At 72.0% G+C, this 19066-nt stretch carries 17 protein-coding genes and 1 pseudogene; 4 read left to right on the forward strand and 14 right to left on the reverse strand.

Annotated features, from left to right (window positions below; translation table 11 throughout):
- Positions 1-17: 17 nt before the first annotated feature.
- The 5 genes and pseudogenes from ACH5A8_RS23460 to ACH5A8_RS23480 form a co-directional block, all read right to left on the reverse strand.
- A complete protein-coding gene (locus ACH5A8_RS23460; RefSeq protein WP_399004923.1) occupies positions 18-1859 on the reverse strand; it encodes an alpha/beta hydrolase in 1842 nt (613 codons plus the stop codon).
- 9 nt (positions 1860-1868) lie between these two features.
- Positions 1869-2249 (reverse strand): hypothetical protein, encoded by a 381-nt coding sequence (locus ACH5A8_RS23465; protein WP_399004925.1) that lies wholly within the window; start codon positions 2247-2249, stop codon positions 1869-1871.
- A gap of 627 nt (positions 2250-2876) precedes the next feature.
- A pseudogene (locus ACH5A8_RS23470) lies at positions 2877-3960 on the reverse strand (MerR family transcriptional regulator).
- Positions 3961-4044: 84 nt separating this feature from the next.
- Complete coding sequence (locus tag ACH5A8_RS23475) at positions 4045-6048, reverse strand: serine/threonine protein kinase (protein ID WP_399004927.1); 2004 nt, start codon at positions 6046-6048, stop codon at positions 4045-4047.
- A 178-nt stretch (positions 6049-6226) separates the two neighbouring features.
- Positions 6227-7060, reverse strand: a complete 834-nt coding sequence (locus tag ACH5A8_RS23480) for a hypothetical protein (protein ID WP_399004929.1) — start codon at positions 7058-7060, stop codon at positions 6227-6229.
- Between the two features lie 789 nt (positions 7061-7849).
- Between ACH5A8_RS23480 and drmC the strand changes: the two genes are divergently transcribed.
- A complete protein-coding gene (drmC, locus tag ACH5A8_RS23485) occupies positions 7850-8308 on the forward strand; it encodes a DISARM system phospholipase D-like protein DrmC (protein ID WP_399004931.1) in 459 nt (152 codons plus the stop codon).
- Here the strand turns inward: drmC and ACH5A8_RS23490 are convergent.
- Positions 8298-9296 carry an LLM class flavin-dependent oxidoreductase gene (locus ACH5A8_RS23490; protein ID WP_399004933.1) on the reverse strand — a complete coding sequence of 333 codons (999 nt, stop codon included), beginning with the start codon at positions 9294-9296 and terminating at the stop codon, positions 8298-8300. The genes drmC and ACH5A8_RS23490 overlap by 11 nt on opposite strands.
- 95 nt (positions 9297-9391) lie before the next feature.
- The gene (locus ACH5A8_RS23495) at positions 9392-9625 is read right to left on the reverse strand and encodes a hypothetical protein (protein WP_399004935.1); all 234 of its coding nucleotides are present in this window, start codon (positions 9623-9625) and stop codon (positions 9392-9394) included.
- A 154-nt stretch (positions 9626-9779) separates the two neighbouring features.
- On the opposite strand from ACH5A8_RS23495, the gene ACH5A8_RS23500 reads away from it, so the two are divergent.
- Positions 9780-10271: a hypothetical protein gene (locus tag ACH5A8_RS23500; protein WP_399004937.1), complete on the forward strand. Its 492-nt coding sequence runs from the start codon at positions 9780-9782 to the stop codon at positions 10269-10271.
- 239 nt (positions 10272-10510) lie between these two features.
- On the opposite strand, the gene ACH5A8_RS23505 is transcribed toward ACH5A8_RS23500, so the two are convergent.
- Positions 10511-10726, reverse strand: a complete 216-nt coding sequence (locus ACH5A8_RS23505) for a dodecin (protein WP_399005310.1) — start codon at positions 10724-10726, stop codon at positions 10511-10513.
- Between the two features lie 261 nt (positions 10727-10987).
- On the opposite strand from ACH5A8_RS23505, the gene ACH5A8_RS23510 reads away from it, so the two are divergent.
- Positions 10988-12247, forward strand: coding sequence for an extracellular solute-binding protein (locus tag ACH5A8_RS23510; RefSeq protein ID WP_399004939.1), 1260 nt, complete (start codon positions 10988-10990; stop codon positions 12245-12247).
- Between the two features lie 54 nt (positions 12248-12301).
- On the opposite strand, the gene egtD is transcribed toward ACH5A8_RS23510, so the two are convergent.
- Genes egtD through egtA form a run of 4 tightly spaced genes read right to left on the reverse strand, consistent with a single transcriptional unit; the run spans position 12302 to position 16804 of the window.
- Complete coding sequence (egtD, locus tag ACH5A8_RS23515; RefSeq protein WP_399004941.1) at positions 12302-13264, reverse strand: L-histidine N(alpha)-methyltransferase; 963 nt, start codon at positions 13262-13264, stop codon at positions 12302-12304.
- A complete protein-coding gene (egtC, locus tag ACH5A8_RS23520) occupies positions 13261-14052 on the reverse strand; it encodes an ergothioneine biosynthesis protein EgtC (protein WP_399004943.1) in 792 nt (263 codons plus the stop codon). Before egtC ends, egtD begins: the two co-directional genes overlap by 4 nt.
- Complete coding sequence (gene egtB / locus ACH5A8_RS23525) at positions 14052-15506, reverse strand: ergothioneine biosynthesis protein EgtB (RefSeq protein WP_399004945.1); 1455 nt, start codon at positions 15504-15506, stop codon at positions 14052-14054. The genes egtC and egtB overlap by 1 nt, the downstream gene beginning before the upstream one ends.
- The gene (egtA, locus tag ACH5A8_RS23530; protein WP_399004947.1) at positions 15503-16804 is read right to left on the reverse strand and encodes an ergothioneine biosynthesis glutamate--cysteine ligase EgtA; all 1302 of its coding nucleotides are present in this window, start codon (positions 16802-16804) and stop codon (positions 15503-15505) included. Before egtA ends, egtB begins: the two co-directional genes overlap by 4 nt.
- A gap of 406 nt (positions 16805-17210) precedes the next feature.
- Between egtA and ACH5A8_RS23535 the strand changes: the two genes are divergently transcribed.
- Complete coding sequence (locus tag ACH5A8_RS23535) at positions 17211-18017, forward strand: TIGR02452 family protein (protein WP_399004948.1); 807 nt, start codon at positions 17211-17213, stop codon at positions 18015-18017.
- An 86-nt stretch (positions 18018-18103) separates the two neighbouring features.
- Here the strand turns inward: ACH5A8_RS23535 and ACH5A8_RS23540 are convergent, their stop codons facing one another.
- Together ACH5A8_RS23540 and ACH5A8_RS23545 are read right to left on the reverse strand one after the other, a co-directional pair.
- The gene (locus tag ACH5A8_RS23540; protein WP_399004950.1) at positions 18104-18550 is read right to left on the reverse strand and encodes a type II toxin-antitoxin system PemK/MazF family toxin; all 447 of its coding nucleotides are present in this window, start codon (positions 18548-18550) and stop codon (positions 18104-18106) included.
- A gap of 102 nt (positions 18551-18652) precedes the next feature.
- A complete protein-coding gene (locus ACH5A8_RS23545; protein WP_399005311.1) occupies positions 18653-19006 on the reverse strand; it encodes a hypothetical protein in 354 nt (117 codons plus the stop codon).
- Positions 19007-19066 lie beyond the last annotated feature (60 nt).

Here is a 19066-nt window from a genome sequence, read left to right on the forward strand (position 1 = left end):
CGGCGGTCGCATATGCCTTATTCAAGGGTCACCTTGTCGTACTGTCCGGCGATCACGAGGGCCTGATTTCGTAGGCTCGTCGAGCCCTCGTCCCAGAAAGCGCCATGGTTTTCGGCATCCGATTCCATGATGTTCGCACCGAATTCGGGGTCGGTGGGAATGGTCCAGTTGTCACCCAAGCCGGCGACGTACTTCCCGCCGACTCGCACCAGTTCATCGTCTCCGCCTCCCTTCATGGCCCACATGTGACCACTTCTGATCCCGAGGTCCGCGGCGTGATCCGCCTGCATCCCGGGGCTTCCCACGGCGATGACGTCGTCCACCGGCAACGGCCCCTCTGGCCAGTCACGGGTCTTCGCAGCGTCTCCGATGAGCGTGGTGCCGTAACTGTGTCCCATCAGAGTGGTGTGGCCCAGGTTGTTCGGCCCGGACGCCGCCTGATGCGCTGCGCGGTTTCCGTCGAGAAATTGCTGCAGGTCCGGTGCGCCCTTCGCTGCCCAATCATCGGACATTGCTTCCGGGAACAAACCTCCTCCCTTGTCGAAAGGTTTTGCCTGAAGCGGTGCATCGTAGTCGAACCACGTGATTATGGAGACCTTTTGCCCTTGCGCGTAGCGGTCGGTTTCCCGCCACAGGTCATCGCCGCGTTTCGTGTCCTTCTCGATATCCTGCAGGAGTGTCCCGGTGCCGGGTACGTAAATTCCCGTATGGTCGGCCGTGTCCGGGTTCCCGTTGGCCAGGATGACTTTACCGTCGTGTCCCTTGCCCTCGGGATCGAATCCGAGCAGGAACGCTTCGGGAAGTCCGTTCGTTCCGGTCGTGTTGAAACGTCTTTGAATAGCATCCATTCCCTGGATTCGACCCTCCAAGTCCTGCCTTTTTTTGTCCCACTCCTTCCACTCATCGGTCTCGATCAGGGCACCCTTCACTTCACGCCCCGTGACAGGGCTGATGTAGGGGCGATAGTGGTCGGGCTCCTGCTTCATCCACGCTTCCAGCTTGCCCTGGTAGTCGCCCCTGCTCTCGGCCAGCACCATGCGGTTGGCCTCGTCGCGCACGGTGGCGGGCAGCCCGTCCATTGCCCCGATGAAGTCGGGGCGTAGGGAAACGTAGGCAGCCTTCTCGTCATCCGTGAGCTCCTTCCACCACTCCGCGCTGGCTTCGGGATCACCGTTCTTGGGCGGCTGCGGAAGCGAGTCGAGGTACTTTTTGCCCGCCTGGCTCACGCCGCTCGAGTCCGAGGACGCGTCGGCCCAGTCCTTGTCGGAGACGGTCAAATCGTCATCGGCCGTCAACGCCCGCAGTTCGGGCGCCCACTTCTCGTCGGCCTCGGACGCCTCCTTGAGGGCTGCCGCTATCCGGTCCGCGTAGTCCTGCGCGAGGCGGTGGTGAGGATTGGGGTCGACATTGGCTGCCTGGCGGCCCACCGCGGCGGCCGTGCCGTCCGTCAGACCGCTCACCGTGCCGCCCTCGGGGACCTTGCCTTCCTCGCCCTTCTCCCCACCCGGCGGGTAGGTGACCGAGCCATCGGCGTTCACGGTCAGCTTCGCCGCCCGCGCACCGTCGAGGGCCGCATCGAGCTTCTTTTTCGCCGCTCCCACCTCGTACGCGAACGCCTCGAGGGCCGTGCTGACCAGGCCGCACTCGACCTGGACGTAGTGGAAGTTCTTGCCCAGCTCCGTCAGCTGACCGATCGCCGCGGTCGCGGCTTCGCCCTGGAGGGAGTTCCTCATGGCCACGGCGATCTGGTTCTCGATGCGGTCCTTGGCCGCGCTCGCCATGTCGCAGGTGCTGCGATAGCCGTCGGCCGCGTCCAGGAACTCCTCCGGCTTGAGGGCCTTAAGGGTCGCGAGGTTCATAGCTTCCGGTTACCGCCCCTTGTCTTGGCCGCCGACGGCCAGAGTGTCCGAGTACTCCACCTTGAGGTTGCCGATCTCGGCCTCGACCGACTCGTCAGTCCTCAACTGGTCGCTGCCCGCCTTCTGCAGGAGAGCCGAGAGCTTGCCGCAGCGCTCGTGCACACTCTTGACGTAGCGCTCCCATGAGTCGTGGACCTCCCGCTGCGCCCTGGCGGTCAGGCAGCCGGACTGTTCTCGCAGCCCCTTCTGCCCGTCCGCCAGCTTTCCCAGCGCCTTGGTGATGTCCTCACGGAGCGAACCGACGTCCTGGCCCGCCTTGGACCAGGCCGGCTTGTTCGACACCAGCGTGCCGCTGCCGCCCGGGTCGAGCGGTACGTGGTTCAGTTGCATCCGGACGGCATGCCGATCGGCCGCCGCGCTCTTGAGCTTCTCTCACTCGTCCCACGCCACGCGTGAGCCCTCCCCGTGTCTGTCGTACGCCGCTGAGCGGGTACGGACGTGTGACCACCATGCTGTGGTGATCGAGATGTACCGTACGCCTCTGTAACGAGCTCCCCATCCGTATCGGCCACTACGGCGTCTGAGTTCCCGTACTCAGTTTGATCCACTGTGCCGTCGGCCCACTGCACTAGAAAGCCGCAGCCGGGTACTGGGATGCGATGTTCACGGGGGACAGGGACAGCGGTCCGCTTGCTGTCGAGGTAGCCGCCAAGGTCGACCGTGAGGGTCGGCTCGGCCGCTTCAGGGTTGGTCGGCGAAGTGCCGCCCTTTTCGGCATGGGGTGCCAGGCCTGGTGGGGAAGGGCCGGGCTCGCTCCGCGGATCGGTGCAACGGCCAGTCGTCGTCCCCGAGGTGCCAGGTCAGGCGTATCCTGCCGGGGTCGGGCCGATGGAAAGTCAGGTGGGCAGTGAGGGCCTCCTGAGGTATGGCGGGGGATGTCTCAATCCACACCGAACTCGGAATACCCCTACCTGTTCAAGCACCTGGTCGTATCACCAACGTCCCAGGACAGTCTTCCTAGTCGTCCAGCCGGACCGGCATCAGCAGCGAGAACGAGTGCTCGTCGTCGGGGCGGCGGATCACGAGGGGCGCGGTGGTCGCCCCGAACTCGAGGAGCAGTTCCTCCCGGGCGTCGGCCGCGACTGCCTGAAGCAGAATCTCGCGGTTGAAGGCCATGGGGGTCCCGCCGTCGTCGCCGTCCTCGCGGACGGTCACGGTGCCGTCCTCCGAGACGTCGAGCACGCTGAGGTCGTAGGGCACCTGGTCCTGCTCACGGACCTCGCTCGCCCGGACGGGACCGGTCAGGAGCATCCTCCGGAAGGCCGCCGCATCGACGGGCACACGGCGCCCGGCCGGCAGGTCGGCGAGGCGGCGGTAGTCGGGAAAGTCGTGGTCGAGGCACCGGCCGGCCGCCTGCCGGTCCTCGGCCTCCAGGGTCATGCGGTCGCCGTCCACGGTGAGCCGAACGGATCGCTCGGCCCCGAGGAGCGCCCGCATCGCGTCAACGAGCGGCAGGGGAGTGATGACCTGCGTCCGGGGGCCTTCATGACCGAAGGTGTGCGCCCGGGCGACGGCCATCCGGTAGCGGTCGGTGGCAACGACGCGAAGGTTCTCGCCCTCCACGTCGAACAGAACGCCGGCGAGCATCGGCAGTTGCGGGTCCGTGCCCGCCGCGAAGCAGACTGCGTCCAGTGCGGCGGCCAGTCCCGGGGAGGGGACGGTCAGTCGGACGGGGGCGGGGGGGAAGCGAAGCCATGGGGATCTCCCTGAGGTCGAGTCGGGCCCGGAGCGCGGAGAACTCCTCGCGTGCGGCGGACAGGCCCCGTTCGAGACGGCGCAGATGTGCCTGGAGCAGGCCTCGCACCAGGTCCCTGTCCGCGCCGGACCAGCCGGCCAGCACCAGGCGGATGTCGGCCAGCGGCATCCCGGCCCGGCGCAGCCGCACCAGCACCGCCGCCTCGGCGCACTGCTCGGCGTCGTACCAGCGGTAGCCGCTCACCGGGTCCACCCAGGCGGGGACCAGTACACCGGCACGGTCGTAGAAGCGCAACGCGCTTACGCTCAGCCCGCTGCCCCGCGCCATCTCACCGATGCTGTACATGTCGTTCTCCACACCCGGAACCCTGGGCCATCGACCAAGTCGAGGGTCAAGTCACCCCTGACCGCCACGCAACGTCGACCGGGGTCAAGTGGGGCACTCGTCCAGGGAGTCGGCCGTGCCCGAGCGGATCATCAGGTAGCCCGAGCCGCCGATCTCCGCCACCGCGTAGCGGTGGTAGGGCCAGTTCGCGCTCGTGTTCCGCTGGTTCACGAGGGCGCGGCAGGCCTCACCCGCGGCCATGGCCGCCCAGGTGTCGACCTGCTCCTCGTTCCACCGCACGTAGTCCGACCAGACGTACATCGCCGAGTTGTCCGGGTCGAAACCGACCTTGATCTCCTGGTTGCCGAGCACCTGATCGGTGCCGAGCGTGCCGCGCATCCCGTTGCTCCGGTCGATGATCTTCCTGGCGGCATGGTCCGCGACCCGGATCTCGTCGCCGTCGGTGCTGGGGATCATCGCCTGCCCGAGGCCGTCGTCGTCCGGCTGCCAGTCCTGGCCGGTGCCGGTGTCCTGGCCGACGCCGTCGTCGGCGGCCGACTTGCACTGTGCGTTGGTGATGAAGTCGTCCTGCCATGTCACCTGTGGGTCCCGGCCCGTCTCCTCCTTGACCATGACGTACTTGCGGTACGGCAGGTCGGGGTGCAGGCGGGGAATGACATCCCTCAGCGACGCGCACATCAACCCGGCGATCTTCGTCTCCGCGTACATGGTCCCGTCCTCGTCGGAGGCGGTCAGCCGGTAGGAGAAGTAGACCTCCCGGCGTGACTCGTGGAACCGGACGCTGTCCGGGGTGAAGCTCACGCCGTCGCCGAGTTCCTGGTACAGAGTCCCTTCGTCATGCAGCAGCGCTCGCGCCACGTCGTGCTCCCCCGCACCCTGGGCCGTACGCGCCTCGGCCCAACTCGAAGCGGTCGCCGCGCCGTCGCTCGCGGGCTGCGGCGGCTTAGCGGCCGTGCTGCTCCTGACGGCGCTCGCGGACGGGTGAGTCGATCCGGCAGAGCGGGATACGGGGGAGGCCGCCTGGGACGGATGCTTGCCGCTGTCGGCGGCAGCGGGCATCAGGGCCACCGCACCCCCGGCCAGACCGCCGACGACCGCGGCCGCGAGGACGACGACGCCCAGCACTCGTTTCCTGGAGCGACGCGCGGGCGGGTGCCATGCCGGATCGTCTCCCACCGGTACGTCCCATGCGGCAGCGACCATGTCACCGGCCAGCGTGGGCATGGTGTGGGCGTCCACCACCTGAGTCACCTGCGAGGCCAGCGACTCCCCGCACTCCTGGGCCGCCTCGGCGGCCGACGGCCGGTCTCCGGGGTCCTTGGCCAGAGCGTTCTCCACCACTCGGCGGAGGGATTCGGGGACGCCGTCCAGGGCCGGTTCACCGGACATCACGCGGAACGCGACGACGTCGGGCGCTCCGGTCCCGAACGGCAGCCGTCCGGTGGCCGCGTAGGCCACGAGCGCCCCCCACGCGAACATGTCGCTCGCGGGACCGGTGGTCCCGGTGCGGTAGTGCTCCGGGCTGATCCAGCCAGGAGTCCCGGTCATGACGCCGGTGCGCGTGACACTGGTCCCGTCAGCGGCGTGCGCTATGCCGAAGTCGAGGACGCGCGGGCCGGACGGGGTGAGGATGACGTTCTGCGGTTTCACGTCGCGGTGGACCACGCCGGCGCTGTGCACGGCGGCCAGCGCCTGTGCCGTGGCCGCCGCGAGGGCGTGCAGGCTCGCGCCGCCGAGCGGACCGTGCGCGAGGACGCGTTCGTTCAGGGTCGGCCCGGGGGCGTACACGGTGGCCAGCCACGGGGTGTCCGCGTCCGTGTCGGAGGCGAGCAGCGGGACCAGATACGGGCCGGCGACACGCGAGGACAGCTCCACTTCGCGTTTGAACCGTGCCCGGAATTCGGGCTCCTGCGCCTGCTGGGGGTGCATCACCTTTACCGCCACGCGTGTTCCGTCGGAGGCGACCGCTGCGTGGACGGTGCCCATGCCTCCCGCGCCGAGGCGGCCGACGACGCGGTACGGGCCTACACGGGAGGGGTCGCCGGGACGAGCCGGCTGGACTCTTCCGCCGGAGCCGTTGTCACTCACAGATGGTTCCTTGTTGCCGAAGGGGGAGGTGACGTAGGGATGCTCGCATGCCCCCGCCCCGGCCGTCGGCCCCGCCTCACACGGGGAGGCGGGGCCGAGGGAGGGCAGGGGGGCGGGGGGCGCCGGTCCGTCCGGCGCTTCGGGCCCGGGAACAGCGGCCCGCCGCATCCATGCCCGGTCAGGCCCGTCCGTCCGCCGGGGCGGTGAGCGGCCGGCTGGAGATCCGGGGCATCGTCTCGTTGGGGGAGCGGCGCAGGAGTTTGCTGTCGCGGCCCTCCACCCAGGCGTTCCACGCCTTGAGGTAGTAGAGCAGGTGCTCGCGTGAGTCGTCACGGCGGCGGTGCGCGCGGCCCGCGGCCAGACTGAGCATGGTGTTGCGCAGGGTCAGGCGGGGGTCGCCCGGTTCCAGTCGTGCGCCCGTGACGACCCCCTCCTCCCAGGGCCTCTGGTCGACGTCGGGCCTGGCCTCGGACGTGACGTACCAGCCGATCGTCGCCGCGGTGACGGTGATCCGGCACCCACGGTTGAGCGCGATGCCGTGGTGGAGGGCCTCGCGGATGCCGGGGTGCTCACCGAGCACTGTCAGCAACTGGTCGTTGCTGGTCACGGACGAGCCGCCGCTCCAGGAGGAGTTCGGCGCGTGCAGGTAGAGGTGGAGTCCGCGCAGGGCCGCCGCCAGATGCGTCGCGTTGGCCTCCCCCGCGAGTGCCAGCGCGTCCCGGCCGGTGCGCTTGCGGCCGGTGTCCATCACCGTGAAGGCGGTGCGGGGCACACCGTGCGCGACGGTCAACGGCACCGCGATCCCCGACTTGACGATCGCCGCCAGCCGGTGCTGGCCGTCGATGAGTACGTCATCCTCGTCGAAGGCGATGCCCTGGTGCGTCAACTGCCACTCGCCGCGCTGGAGCTGGCCGGCCAGCTGCTGCACGGTGTTCTTGCTGAGAGGGCGGTTGTTGGTGTTGCGGGCGAGCCACTGCGCTGCCAACTCGGGCGAGACTTCGAGCACTTCCATATGCACGGCGCGTGTGCCTTTCCGGGGGCCGTCCGGACTCGGACATGGGACGTTGGAGGAACCATGCCTGATGTCTGTGAACATAGTCAACCGGTAAATATGGCTGCGCGGTGCGTTGTTGACCCGGCGGGTGTGTTCCGAGCGTGCCCGATGTCGATCTGTGACCGACCTGTTGCGCAGTGCCGCGAACTCGATCGCGCGCCCCTGATACGCTCGACGCGTGTGCTGAGTTCACAGATGAGCTGATGCGCCGAAGGGGGCTTCGCGGGGCGCTCGGAACGGCCGGCACGGTGACGCACAAGTGGCCACCAGGTGGCCCTGAACAGCAGTGGGGTGGCGTGTGAGCCAGGGTGACAGTGGTCTCGGGGACGGTGTGCGGCCGGTTGGTTCCGTCTACCGGTACGACGACGGGCTGCACGTGCGCGTGGCCGACTCGTCCCGCTCTCGGGTGACGAGGACCCGGTACTGACCCCGGTCGGCCTGCTGCCGTGAGCCGTCACCGGTTCGAGGCCGCCGCCGACGCCGCGGTGGCGGCCCTCGGTCCCTCCCGCGGCAAGGATCTCGTCGGCCTGCTCGCCCGAGGACGCGGCAGGGAGCGGGCGTTGATCGAGTTCGCGACACCGGGGATCGACACAGCCGTGGCGAGGCTGTACGACGCCATCGAGGCGGAGTCGGTCCCGCTCACCGAGGCCGCCGCCTACATGCGGGGCTACATCGCCGCCACCGTGCGCGCGGGACACGGTCCAGGTCCGCACCGTCTGGAGCGGCCCCTCCACTCCGGCCGTACCCGTGCGCGCCACCGCCCAGGTGCTCGTCGAGGTCATCGACCAGGCCCGGGACGAACTGCTGGCGATGACGTACGCCGCCCGTCCGTACCCGGCGTTGACGCGGGCGCTGACGGAGGCGACCGCCAGGGGCGTGCGGACGCATGTGGTGGTCGAGACCCTGGCCGGCGCGCGCGGCCTGCTCTGCGGTCGGGAACCGGCCGAGGCGTTCGCCTCCGTGCCCGGCGTGCGCCTTTGGCACTGGGCGCGCGAGGGCGCCGCGCACGTCCGTTCGCGCCAGCACGCGAAGCTCGCGGTCGCCGACCGTCGCACGCTCTTCCTGGGCAGCGCCAACCTCACGGAGTCCGTGTCCCGCCGCAACATCGAGGCGGGCGTCCTGGTGCGCGGCGGCGAGGCGCCCCGGCGGGCGGCGGAGCACGTCGTCGAGTTGCAGCGGCTGGGGATACTGCGGCCTATGGCGTGAAGAGGGACGCCAGTCGGCGGTAGGAGTCCAGCAGGGCCTCACGGTCGTAGGTGCTCGTGGTGACCAGGAGTTCCTGGGCGCCCGTTTCCTCGAGGACCGTCTCCAGGGCGTCGCGTACCTGTTCCTCGGTACCCGCGATGTGGCCGGTCAGGCCGGAGTCGTAGAAGCCGCGCTCCTTGGCGCTCATCGTCCGTGTCTCGACGCGCTCGGCCGGCGGGAGCGGGGGGAAGGTGCCGCGGGTGCGGGCGTGGGCCATCGACCAGGCCTCCGGAAGCAGGAGGCGGCGGGCCTCGCCGGGCGTGGCGGCCACCGCGACCGTACCGGAGATCACGACGTACGGCTGCGACGCCCAGGGGGAGGGGCGGAACGCGGCGCGGTAGCGGTCGACGCCGCGCAGCAGCTTCGTACGGTCGCGCAGGTCGCCGATGACCAGGGGCAGGCCCGCACGGGCGGCGATCAAAGCTCCCTCGCCCGTCGCCAGCACGAACGGCGGCACACGCAGTCCCTCCGCGGGCCGGGCGTGCGCACCCGTCGGCGACGTCCCCTCGAACCAGCCCAGCAACTCCGTCAACTGCGCCTCGAAGTCGTCGGCGTCCTGCCTGTCGCGGCCCAGGGCCCTGCGTACGCCGTCCGTGAAGCCGACGGAACGGCCCAGCCCCATGTCGATCCGTCCGGGGTACAGCGACTCCAGCACGCCGAACTGCTCGGCCACGACCAGCGGTCGGTGGTTGGGCAGCATCACTCCGCCCGTGCCGACCCGGATCGTACGGGTCGCGGCGGCCACGGCCGCGGCCAGCACGGTCGGCGCGGAACCGGCGACACCGGGCACGCCGTGGTGCTCGGACACCCAGAAGCGGTGGTAGCCGAGCGCCTCGGCCTCCCCGGCCAGCGCCACGGTGTCCCGCAGCGCCTCGGCCGTCGGACGGCCCTCTCGGGTGCGGGAGCGGTCGAGGACGGAGAAGCGGGTGGTCGCGATCACGGAAGTCACACCGGGTTCAACGCGGCGCCGCGCGGGGGATTCCCGCTGCCACACGTGTGACCGAGGGCCCGGTGCCGGCCGGGGGCCGTGCGGGTGGTGCTGTCTCAGGTGCCGCTGTCGTCGGGTTCCGGACCCCAGTACTCCGGGCCGCCCCCGCGCCAGTCGATGAGCGGCGAGACCGAGACCTCCACCGCGTCGACGTCGAGGCCGGCGCGGCGCAGGAACTCGGCGACGTCCGCGACGCTGTAGGCCAGCCCCAGGATCTCGCCGTTCACGCGCACGCGACGGCCGCCCGTCGGGGAGGGCGGGTGCACGGTCACGGGCAGTGGTCCGGACATGTTCCCAGCATCGGGGGCCGGGCCCGGACCCGCATCCGGACGGCGACGGCCCCGCCTCGAGCGGACAGTGCCCCACGGGCGCGGCGCCCGTGCCCGCAAACGGACGGGCGTGGTCCGGCGGGCGGCCGCCGGACCGGAGCCTAGGCTGTGCGGCGTGACGGAGAGCAATGAACGGCCCCTCGCCGTGTTCGACCTCGACAACACCCTCGCCGACACGGCGCACCGGCAGCGTTTCCTTCAGCGGCGGCCCCGGGACTGGGACGCCTTCTTCGCCGCGGCCCCCGAGGATCCGCCGATCGAGGAGGGCGTGCGGCTCGCCCGGGAAAGCGCCCGTGAGTGCGAGATCGTCTACCTCACCGGACGGCCCGAGCGGTGCCGCCGGGACACACTCGACTGGCTCGCCGCCCACGGGCTGCCCGAGGGCGACGTCCACATGCGGGGCGACGCCGACCGCCGGCCGGCCCGCCGCACCAAGCTGCAGATCCTGCGCCGGCTCGCCCGCGACCGGGAGATCCGCGTCCTCGTGGACGACGACGAACTGGTGTGCGCGGACGCCGAGGACGCGGGTTTCCGGGTGCTGCGCGCCCGCTGGGCGGCGCCGTCCGCCGAGTTGAAGGACGCACAGGAGAGGCAGGGTCGGACCTGAGGCGGGAGCGGGCCTGAGGGCGGGGCGGGACCTGAGGGGGGCCGCGCCCAGGGAGCTGTCCCGGACGTTTCTGGGCGGGGGGCCCGTTCCGGGCCCCGGGCACGGCCGCACCGGTCCCGGGCCGGGCGGAGGACCTGTGCCGGGTCGCCCCGGGCGGGGCCCGTCCCGGGCCGCTCTGGCCGGGTGCCGCGGGTCGCCCGGGCCGGGCCCCGTTCCGGGCCGCCCTTCGACCGGGACGTTCAGCCCGCGTCCTCGATGCGGAAGCCGACCTTCAGCCCCACCTGGTAGTGCTCGATCCGGCCGTTCTCGATCTGGCCCCTGACCTGGGTCACCTCGAACCAGTCCAGGTTGCGCACGGTCTGCGAGGCGCGGGAGATGGCGTTGCGGATGGCCTCGTCGACCCCCTCGTGCGAGCTGCCGACGATCTCGGTGACCCGGTAGGTGTGGTCGGTCATGCGGGTGCTCCTCTCGGCGGTGGCGCCGGTGACGCCGGTGGCGGGGACGTCCCGTCCGTCCGTCGGTGACACATGTGTCACACGTCACTCCACCGTGCCGTATCCCGGGCCGCCCCGCGAGATGTGCGGACCGTGACCACTGCGTGACTTGACCTCGGCATTGGTCCATACCAAAATCCCAGCACGCCCGTACGAGCGCGTGCTCGGCCCCCCACGTCGGGATCTTCTCCCTGTCCGCTGACAGAAAAGCAAGGACCCCTCGTGAGACGTCGCCTCCTCGCCCTCGTCTGTGCCTCCGCCTCCCTCGTCAGCGCGTGCGGTGTGCTGCCGGGCAGCGGCGGCGGCCGGCACACCGTCACCGTCTGGCTGATGAAGAACAGCGCCTCGCAGGACTTCCTGAGCCGCTTCACCGAGGACTTCGAACGCAGCCACGGCGATCTGCGCCTCGACATCCGCATCCAGGAATGGACGGGGATCGGTCCCAAGGTGCAGTCCGCGCTCAGCGGGAAGTCCGCGGACGGCCCCGACGTCATCGAGGTCGGCAACACCCAGGTCGCGCAGTACGTCGAGGGCGGCAGGCTGACCAATCTGACCCTGGAGTCGATGCGGGACTGGCACATGCAGGACTGGCTGCCCGGTCTGTCGGAGCCCGGCCAGGACAACTCCGCGCAGTACGGCATCCCCTGGTACGCGGCGAACCGCGTCGTGATCTACCGCAAGGACCTGTTCGACAAGGCGGGCATCACCGACCCGCCGCGCACCCGGGACGAGTGGCTCGCCGACACGGAGAAGCTGAACTCGGGCGGCGACCAGGGCATCTACCTCTCCGGGCAGGACTGGTACACGCTCTCCGGCTTCATCTGGGACGAGGGCGGCGAACTGGCCAAGGAGAGCGGCGGCGTCTGGAAGGGCACGCTGGACACCCCGGCCGCCCTGCGCGGCATGGACTTCTACCGGCGGCTCCAGGCGCTCGGCGACGGCCCCGCGGGCGCCGACGAGGAGCACCCGCCGCAGGCGGGGGTGTTCGCCGGCGGCAAGGTGGCGCAGATGATCGCCCCGCCCGGACTGGCCCAGGCCATCATCCAGAAGAACCCCGCGCTCAAGGACCAGTTGGGCTTCTTCCCGGTGCCGGGCAAGACCGCCTCGCGGCCGGGCTCCGTCTTCACCGGCGGCTCCGACCTCATCGTGCCGAGGAACACCGACGACCGGGACGCGGCGGTCGCCGTCGTCGCGGCCCTCACCGGCGCCGAGTGGGACACCGAACTCGCCCGCACGATGAACTACGTCCCCAACAAGACGACCCTCGCCTCGGCCGTCGCCGACGAGGAGGGGGTCGCGGCCATGGCGGCGGGCGCCGCGCACGGCCGGGCGACCCCGAGCACCTCGCTGTGGGCGGCCGTCGAGGCCGACAACCCGATCAAGCCGTACATGACGAAGGTGCTGAACGGGGGCGACCCGCAGACCGAGGCGCAGCGCGCCTCCCAGCGGATCACCGAGGAACTGGCCCCCGGCCTGGGCTGACCGGGGGAGCGGCGCCCCTGCGTGCGGGGCGCCGTCGCCGGGGGCTGGGTGCCGTCACCGCACCGTGCTCAGCGAGAGCGCGAAGCGGGTCTGCCGGTCGGTCCACCAGTGGGCGAGGTCCAGGCCGGCGGCGGCCAGTTCGGCCGCCACCCGCTCCTCGCGGAACTTCGCCGACACCTCGGTACGCAGTTCCTCGCCCGCCGCGAAGTCGACCGCGAGGTCCAGCGCCGGCACCTTCACGGTCTGGGCGGTGCGGGAGCGCAGCCGCATCTCGATCCACTCCTCGGCGGGGTCCCAGAGCGCCACGTGCTCGAAGGCCTCCGGTTCGAAGTCCGCGCCGAGTTCACGGTTGACGACGGCCAGGACGTTCTTGTTGAACCGCGCGGTCACCCCTGCCGCGTCGTCGTACGCCCGCACCAGGACGTTCTCGTCCTTGACCAGGTCCGTGCCGAGCAGCAGCGCGTCGCCGGGGGAGAGCAGGGCGCGCACCCGGGCCAGGAACTCGGCCCGCTCGGCCGGCAGCAGGTTGCCGACGGTGCCGCCGAGGAACGCCAGCAGGCGCGGGCCGGGGGTGTCGGGCAGCGTCAGATCCGACGTGAAGTCGGCGATCAGCGCGTGCACGTCCAGGCCGGGCCGCTCGGCGACCAGCGCCTGCCCGGCCTGGCGCAGCGCGCTGTCGCTGACGTCGACGGGGACGTAGGTGCGCAGCGAGGTGAGCGCGTCGATCAGGTAGCGGGTCTTCTCCGAGGAACCGGAACCCAGTTCGACCAGGGTGCGGGCGGGCAGCGCGGCGGCGATCTCGCCGGACCGGTCCGCGAGGATCTCGCGCTCGGCCCGCGTCGGGTAGTACTCGGGCAACGCGGTGATCCGCTCGAACAGTTCGCTGCCGTGGGCGTCGTAGAACCACTTCGGCGGCAGTGTCTTGGGGTCGGCGGTCAGGCCGCCGCGGACGTCGGCGCGCAGCGCGGCGGCCATGGCGTCCTCGGGCAGGATGCGGGTCAGATGGAAGGGACTCAAGGGCGGGGCTCCTCGAAGGGTGCGGATGCCAGGTCCTCGGTGAGGTCCTTCAGCGGGGTCAGCAGGACGTCCGTGCGGCTCGCGGCGAGCAGCGTGCGGTCGGGGACCTCCAGCCAGCGCGGGTCGTCGTCGTAGGGCTCGGAGGCCACGACCGTGCGGCGTCCGGGCTCGGCGAGGTACCACAGGGTGTCGCCCCAGACGGTCGCGGTGATCGTCTCGCCGTCCGTGAGCAGCAGGTTGAGCCGGGAGCCGGGTGCGGCCGCGGCCACTTCCAGGACCGTGTCGGCCAGTGCCTGGCCGGCCTCGTCGCCGCCGCGCAGCCGGGCCAGCACCAGTGCCCACACGAGCGCGGAGTCGTTGCGGGCCTCCAGCGTCAGCAGATCCTCCGGCGGCAGCGTCCGGGACGCGGCGGCGAGCGAGCCGGGCCAGCCGGCCACGGCGCCGTTGTGGCTGAACAGCCACCGGTCCGCGGCGAACGGCGCCGTCGCGGCCTCCGCGTCCGCACCCGACAGGGTCGCGTCCCGCACCGCCGCGAGCAGCGCGCCGGTGCGCACCACCCGGGCGAGATCGGTGAAGGACAGGTCGGCCCAGATGGGCCCGGCGCGGCGGTAGCGGGCCGGCACCGGGTCGCCTGACGCGTACCAGCCGATCCCGAAACCGTCGGCGTTGACCGTCCCGTACCGCTGCCGCCGCGGGGCCCACGACTGCCGGTACAGGCCGTGCGGCGGCTCCACGAGGAGCCGCCGCAGCGGCTCCTCGGGCCCCAGGTAGGCCAGGTGCCGGCACATCAGAGTGCCGCCTCGGAGCGCGCCGTGCGGAAGCCGGAGAAGATCTGCCGGCGGATCGGGTAGTCCCAGTTGCGGAACGTGCCCCGGCAGGCCACCGGGTCCACGGCGAAGGAACCGCCGCGCAGGACCTTGTACTCGGGCCCGAAGAACACCTCCGAGTACTCCTTGTAGGGGAAGGCGGCGAAACCGGGGTACGGCAGGAAGTCGCTCGCCGTCCACTCCCACACGTCACCGATCAACTGCCGCACGCCCAGGGGTGATTCGCCGGCCGGATAGCTTCCGGCCGGGGCCGGGCGCAGGTGGCGCTGGCCGAGGTTGGCGTGGTCCGGGGAGGGGTCGGCGTCGCCCCACGGGTAGCGCCGGGAGCGGCCGTCCGCCGGGTCGTGGCGGGCCGCCTTCTCCCACTCGGTCTCGGTGGGCAGGCGCCGTCCGGCCCAGCGGGCGTAGGCGTCGGCCTCGTACCAGCACACGTGCAGCACCGGTTCGTCGGGCGGCACCACCTCGGTGACGCCGAAGCGGCGGCGCAGCCACTGCCCGCCGTCGCGGCGCCAGAACAGCGGCGCGCCGATCTCGTGCCGCCGTATGTGGGTCCAGCCGTCCGGCGCCCACCAGCGCGGGTCGGTGTAGCCACCGTCCTCCACGAACGCCTGGTACGCCGCGTTGGTCACCGGCGTGGTGTCGATCCAGAACGACGCCACCTCCCGCACGTGCGCGGGCCGTTCGTTGTCCAGCGCCCACGGCTCGCCGTCGGTGCCCATGGTGAAGGGGCCGCCGGGGACGAGGACTTCGGACGGTCCGGTGAACAGGGGCGCCGGCTCGGGGTCCGGGGCGGTCAGGACCTGCGGGCCGGTGCGCAGTTGATGGGTAATCAGCATGGTCTCGTCGTGCTGCTGTTCGTGCTGCGCGACCATGCCGAACGCGAAGCCCGCCTCGGTCAGCCGGGTCCCGTCGAACGCGGTGGACTCCAGCAGGTCGAGGACCCGGCCGCGTACCTCCGCGGCGTACTTCCGGGCCTCGTCGGGCGGCAGCAGGGGCAGCGACGGCCGCTCCGAACGCGGGTGCTCGAAGGCGTCGTAGAGGCTGTCGATCTCGGGACGCATCGCCTCCCGGCCGCCGACCGCCCGCAGCAGCCACAGCTCCTCCTGGTTGCCGATGTGCGCGAGGTCCCACACCAGCGGTGACATCAGCGGGGAGTGCTGCGCGGTGAGGTCGGGGTCCTCGACGCAGTCGGTGAGGAGCGTGGTGCGCTCCCGGGCGGCGGTGAGCGTGCCGAGCACACGCTCACGCAGCGCCTCGGCGCCGGACCCGGTGCTGCCGCCCGCGGGGCCGGGCGTGGCGCCGGACGCGGGACCGGGCCGAGGGCCGGACGTCGCGCCGGACCCGGACGCGGGCGGAGGGCCGGACGCGGCAGCGGTCCCGGGACCGGACGCGGTGTCGAGTGCGGGGTCGGTCATGTGCGGATGTCCTTCCCGTGGGCGCGACGGTCCGGGCCGCGCAGTCGGTCGAGCAGATCGTCGGCGGGACAGCGGCCCTTGAGCACGTAGCGGTCCAGGTACGCGGCGACGGCCTGCGTGACCTCCGCGCTCGCGCCGAGGCGGGGCAGCGCGTCCAGGGCGGCCAGGAAGCAGGCGATCGCCGCCTCGTGCAGTTCCGGGTCGGCGAGCCCGAACCGGGCGGCCTCGACCCACAGCGGATTGTGCGGCGCGGGCAGCGCGAGGGCCCGCCCGGCGAGCGGCTTCACCGCCCGGTACGCGCTCTCCGCCGCCGCCGGGTCGTCGAACAGTGCCGCCGTCACCGCGAGCGGCACGATCCACCCGTCGTCGCCGGGCTGCGCGTCGATCATGCGCAGCTCCAGGTGGCCGCGTGGGCGCACCGGCGGGAAGAGCGTGGTGAGGTGGTAGTCGAGATCCTCCTTCGTCGGCGGCCTCGGCACGCCCGCGCGGATCCACTCCCGGAAGGTGAGCCCCTCGGGCACCTCCCACGGCCCGTCGTCGCGCCGGACGCACATCACCGGCGCGTCCAGCGCATGCCGGGCCCACGCGGCGCGCGGGTCGTCGTCCAGCGGCGGAGCGCCCGCCCGGCCCCGGCCGATCTGTGTCCACAGCAGCTGCCGGGTGGACAGCCAGCCGGTGGGCCGGCGGCCCAGGACCGGCGAGTTCGCGAACGAGGCCACCAGCACCGGGCCCAGATGGTGCGCGAGCCACCAGCGTCGCACGTGGCCCAGCGGGCCGGGCTCCTCGTGGCCGGCGTCCACGCACACCTGCACGGATGCCGAGGTGCACATCATGCGGCGGCCGGCCGGGCCGCCCCGGTCCAGACAGGCTTCCAGGGCGTCGTAGCGCCGTTCGCGCAGGAACCTGCGCGGCGGGTGCCAGGGGTCGTGACCGAGTCCGACAAGGCGCAGACCGTCCTCGGCCAGTACGGCGCGGACGGCGGCGAGGTCGGCGGAGACCGTGCCGACGCACTCCGTCAGGGACGCGGCGGGCGGCGAGCTCAGCTCCAGCTGGCCGCCGGGTTCGACGGTGAGCGCGGACTCGAGGGGCACGGTCCGCAGTGCGGCGTAAGCCGCTTCGAGACGTCGGGGTGTGACGGGCAGCCGCGGTTCGCGCAGCTCGTGGACGAGCCATTCCACTTCGACGCCGAGGGTGCGGGGCGGGCCGGTCTTGAAGCAGATGCCGCTGACCAGAGCCTCGACCTCGGCTTCCGTCAAGGCGGTACGGGAATCCGTACAGCCGCTTGCCGAATCGGACATGTCGGGATCCTCCTGAGATTCCACCATGCCACCGGCCCCGGGTCCGCGGTCGGCCGGTGTCGCGCACCGTCCCACCCAAAACCCTTCAGCCGATTCGCACAAGGGTGCAGAACGGGATAATCCTGCCTCGAAATCGCCGTTCCCGCGAAGTTTCCCGGCGCTTCACCGGGATCCCGCGGCAGCCGGCGCATGGGTACCCGAGATCCGCGGCGGTAGTCCCCGCGGGGCTGGACCGGTCGTCGCGGACGGACGGACGGGCAGTGCCGCGGCGGGCGGGGACGCCGCGGACGGCCGGGCGCCGGGAAACTTTGTTGCGGGGCGGCGGGTGATGCGATCACGATGACTTCATGAGCACCACGGAGGAGGCGGCGCGAGCCGCGCTCATGGCGCGCACGGGGGTGGCGCCATGAGCGCGCGTCTGCGCGGCATCGCACAGCAGACCGAGCAGATCGTCATGGCGGGGGCCTACCGCACCGCCGACGGACGCCGGGTCCCGCTCGCGGCGGCCGTCGAGGCCGCCCGGGACGGCACACGCGTGCACGGCCCCGCCCCGGCAGCCCCGCCGAGGTGGTCTCCGGTCCGGACGACCGTCGAGGTCACGGCGGAGAGCAGCCTGGAGGCAGCCCGCCGCCTGGCCGGCCCGGTGGCGGTGCTCAACTTCGCCTCCGCCCGCAATCCCGGCGGCGGATACCTCAACGGCGCCCAGGCCCAGGAAGAGGCCCTGTGCCGGGCCTCCGCGCTGCACACATGCCTGCTGGAGGCCCGCGAGTTCTACGATCATCACCGGGCGCACCGCGATCCGTTCTACTCCGACCGGGTGATTCACTCGCCCGCCGTGCCCGTCTTCCGCGACGACCGCGGACGTCTGCTGGACGAGCCGTACACCGTCGGCTTCCTCACCGCCGCCGCGCCGAACGCCGGGGTGGTCCTGCGCGACGCGCCCGAGCGTGCCGCCGGACTGCCGCGCGCCCTCGCGGTCCGCGCCGAACGGGTACTGGAGACGGCCGCCGCGCACGGCTACCGGCGGCTCGTCCTCGGCGCGTGGGGCTGCGGGGTGTTCCGCAACGACCCGGCGCAGGTGGCGGAGGCCTTCCGGGCCCCGCTCGCCCCCGGCGGACGGTTCGCGGATGCCTTCGAACAGGTGGTGTTCGGGGTCCTGGACCGCACGCCGGGGAGCGTCGTCCGCGCGGCGTTCGTACAGGCGTTCACCTGACCGGAGCCTCGGCCGACGACGCCGCCGCGGCCAGGACCGGGGTCATGACCACGGAGGCGGCCCGGGGCTCGGCCCGGCGGGGCGGGTCACCGCCAGCCGTACCGCTCCCGCAGCCGGTGCACCACGGAGTTGAAGCGCATCCGGTCCAGCGCGCACGCCTCGCGCCGCATGCCCTCCTCGTGCAGGCGCAGCACCCGGTCGACGTCCACCCAGGAGTCGCGCCCCGACCGGTCCCACGGGCCGTTCCCGATCGGCACCCACTCGCGGTCGCCGTCGTGCGCCTTGCTGGAGAGCTGGACGGCGAGGAACGTGCCCGAGGCCTCCCGGGCCACCACGAGCACGGGCCTGTCCTTGCCCCGCCCGTCGTTCTCCTCGAAGGGCACCCAGGTCCAGACGATCTCGCCGGGGTCGGGGTCGCCGTCGTGCGCGGGCGCGTACTCGGTGCGCACCCGGCCGACCTCGCGCGGGTCGGCCTCTGCGGTCGCGCCAGGGCCGTAGCGGCCGGGGACGTTCTCATCGGTGAAGGCAGTCACGGGGGCACCTTAGAACGTGCGCGCGTACGGCCGTACGGCGGGCGTACGGTCTCCGGCCGATCCTCAACTGCCGTACGCCCGGGGCGCGGCCGCCCCCGTGGGTCAGGAAGCCCCGCCGTGCGGGCGGATCCACATGCCGGGGCGGCGACGGTGCACGGTCAGATAGGCGAGGCCGTCCTTCCCGGCCGCGATGCTCCGGGTCGAGCCGTGCGGCAGCCAGACCGTCGCTCCCTCGGCCAGTTCCCCGGGCTCGTCGGCCGTACCCGCGCCGAGGACGCCGCTGCCGGAGACGACGAACAGCAGGACGTCGAGGTCCGGTTCGGCGTGCTGGGCGACCCGCCCGCCCGGCGCCAGCCGGACGAGGTTCGCGTCGAGCTGGCGCCCGGCCTCGGCGAGCTTCCACAGCACGCCGCCCGGCATCGGCGGGTCCGCCGCCAGCGCCCGGGCGTCGCACAGGACGCGGGGCTCCGGCTCCGCCGCCCCGTCGCCTCCGGCCGGACCTGCCCCACCGGTCGC

Source organism: Streptomyces sp. NPDC018610 (genome assembly GCF_044391765.1).
GTDB lineage: Bacteria > Actinomycetota > Actinomycetes > Streptomycetales > Streptomycetaceae > Streptomyces.

What these genes read in the sequence shown, in the direction of transcription:
- egtB (WP_399004945.1), bottom strand. Translation starts at nt 15,506, where the DNA reads ATGACCGACCCCGCACTCGACACCGCGTCCGGTCCCGGGACCGCTGCC.
- egtA (WP_399004947.1), bottom strand. Translation starts at nt 16,804, where the DNA reads ATGTCCGATTCGGCAAGCGGCTGTACGGATTCCCGTACCGCCTTGACG.
- ACH5A8_RS23505 (WP_399005310.1), bottom strand. Translation starts at nt 10,726, where the DNA reads ATGACCGACCACACCTACCGGGTCACCGAGATCGTCGGCAGCTCGCAC.
- ACH5A8_RS23480 (WP_399004929.1), bottom strand. Translation starts at nt 7,060, where the DNA reads ATGGAAGTGCTCGAAGTCTCGCCCGAGTTGGCAGCGCAGTGGCTCGCC.
- ACH5A8_RS23495 (WP_399004935.1), bottom strand. Translation starts at nt 9,625, where the DNA reads ATGTCCGGACCACTGCCCGTGACCGTGCACCCGCCCTCCCCGACGGGC.
- ACH5A8_RS23460 (WP_399004923.1), bottom strand. Translation starts at nt 1,859, where the DNA reads ATGAACCTCGCGACCCTTAAGGCCCTCAAGCCGGAGGAGTTCCTGGAC.
- ACH5A8_RS23465 (WP_399004925.1), bottom strand. Translation starts at nt 2,249, where the DNA reads ATGCAACTGAACCACGTACCGCTCGACCCGGGCGGCAGCGGCACGCTG.
- egtC (WP_399004943.1), bottom strand. Translation starts at nt 14,052, where the DNA reads ATGTGCCGGCACCTGGCCTACCTGGGGCCCGAGGAGCCGCTGCGGCGG.
- ACH5A8_RS23535 (WP_399004948.1), top strand. Translation starts at nt 17,211, where the DNA reads ATGAGCGCGCGTCTGCGCGGCATCGCACAGCAGACCGAGCAGATCGTC.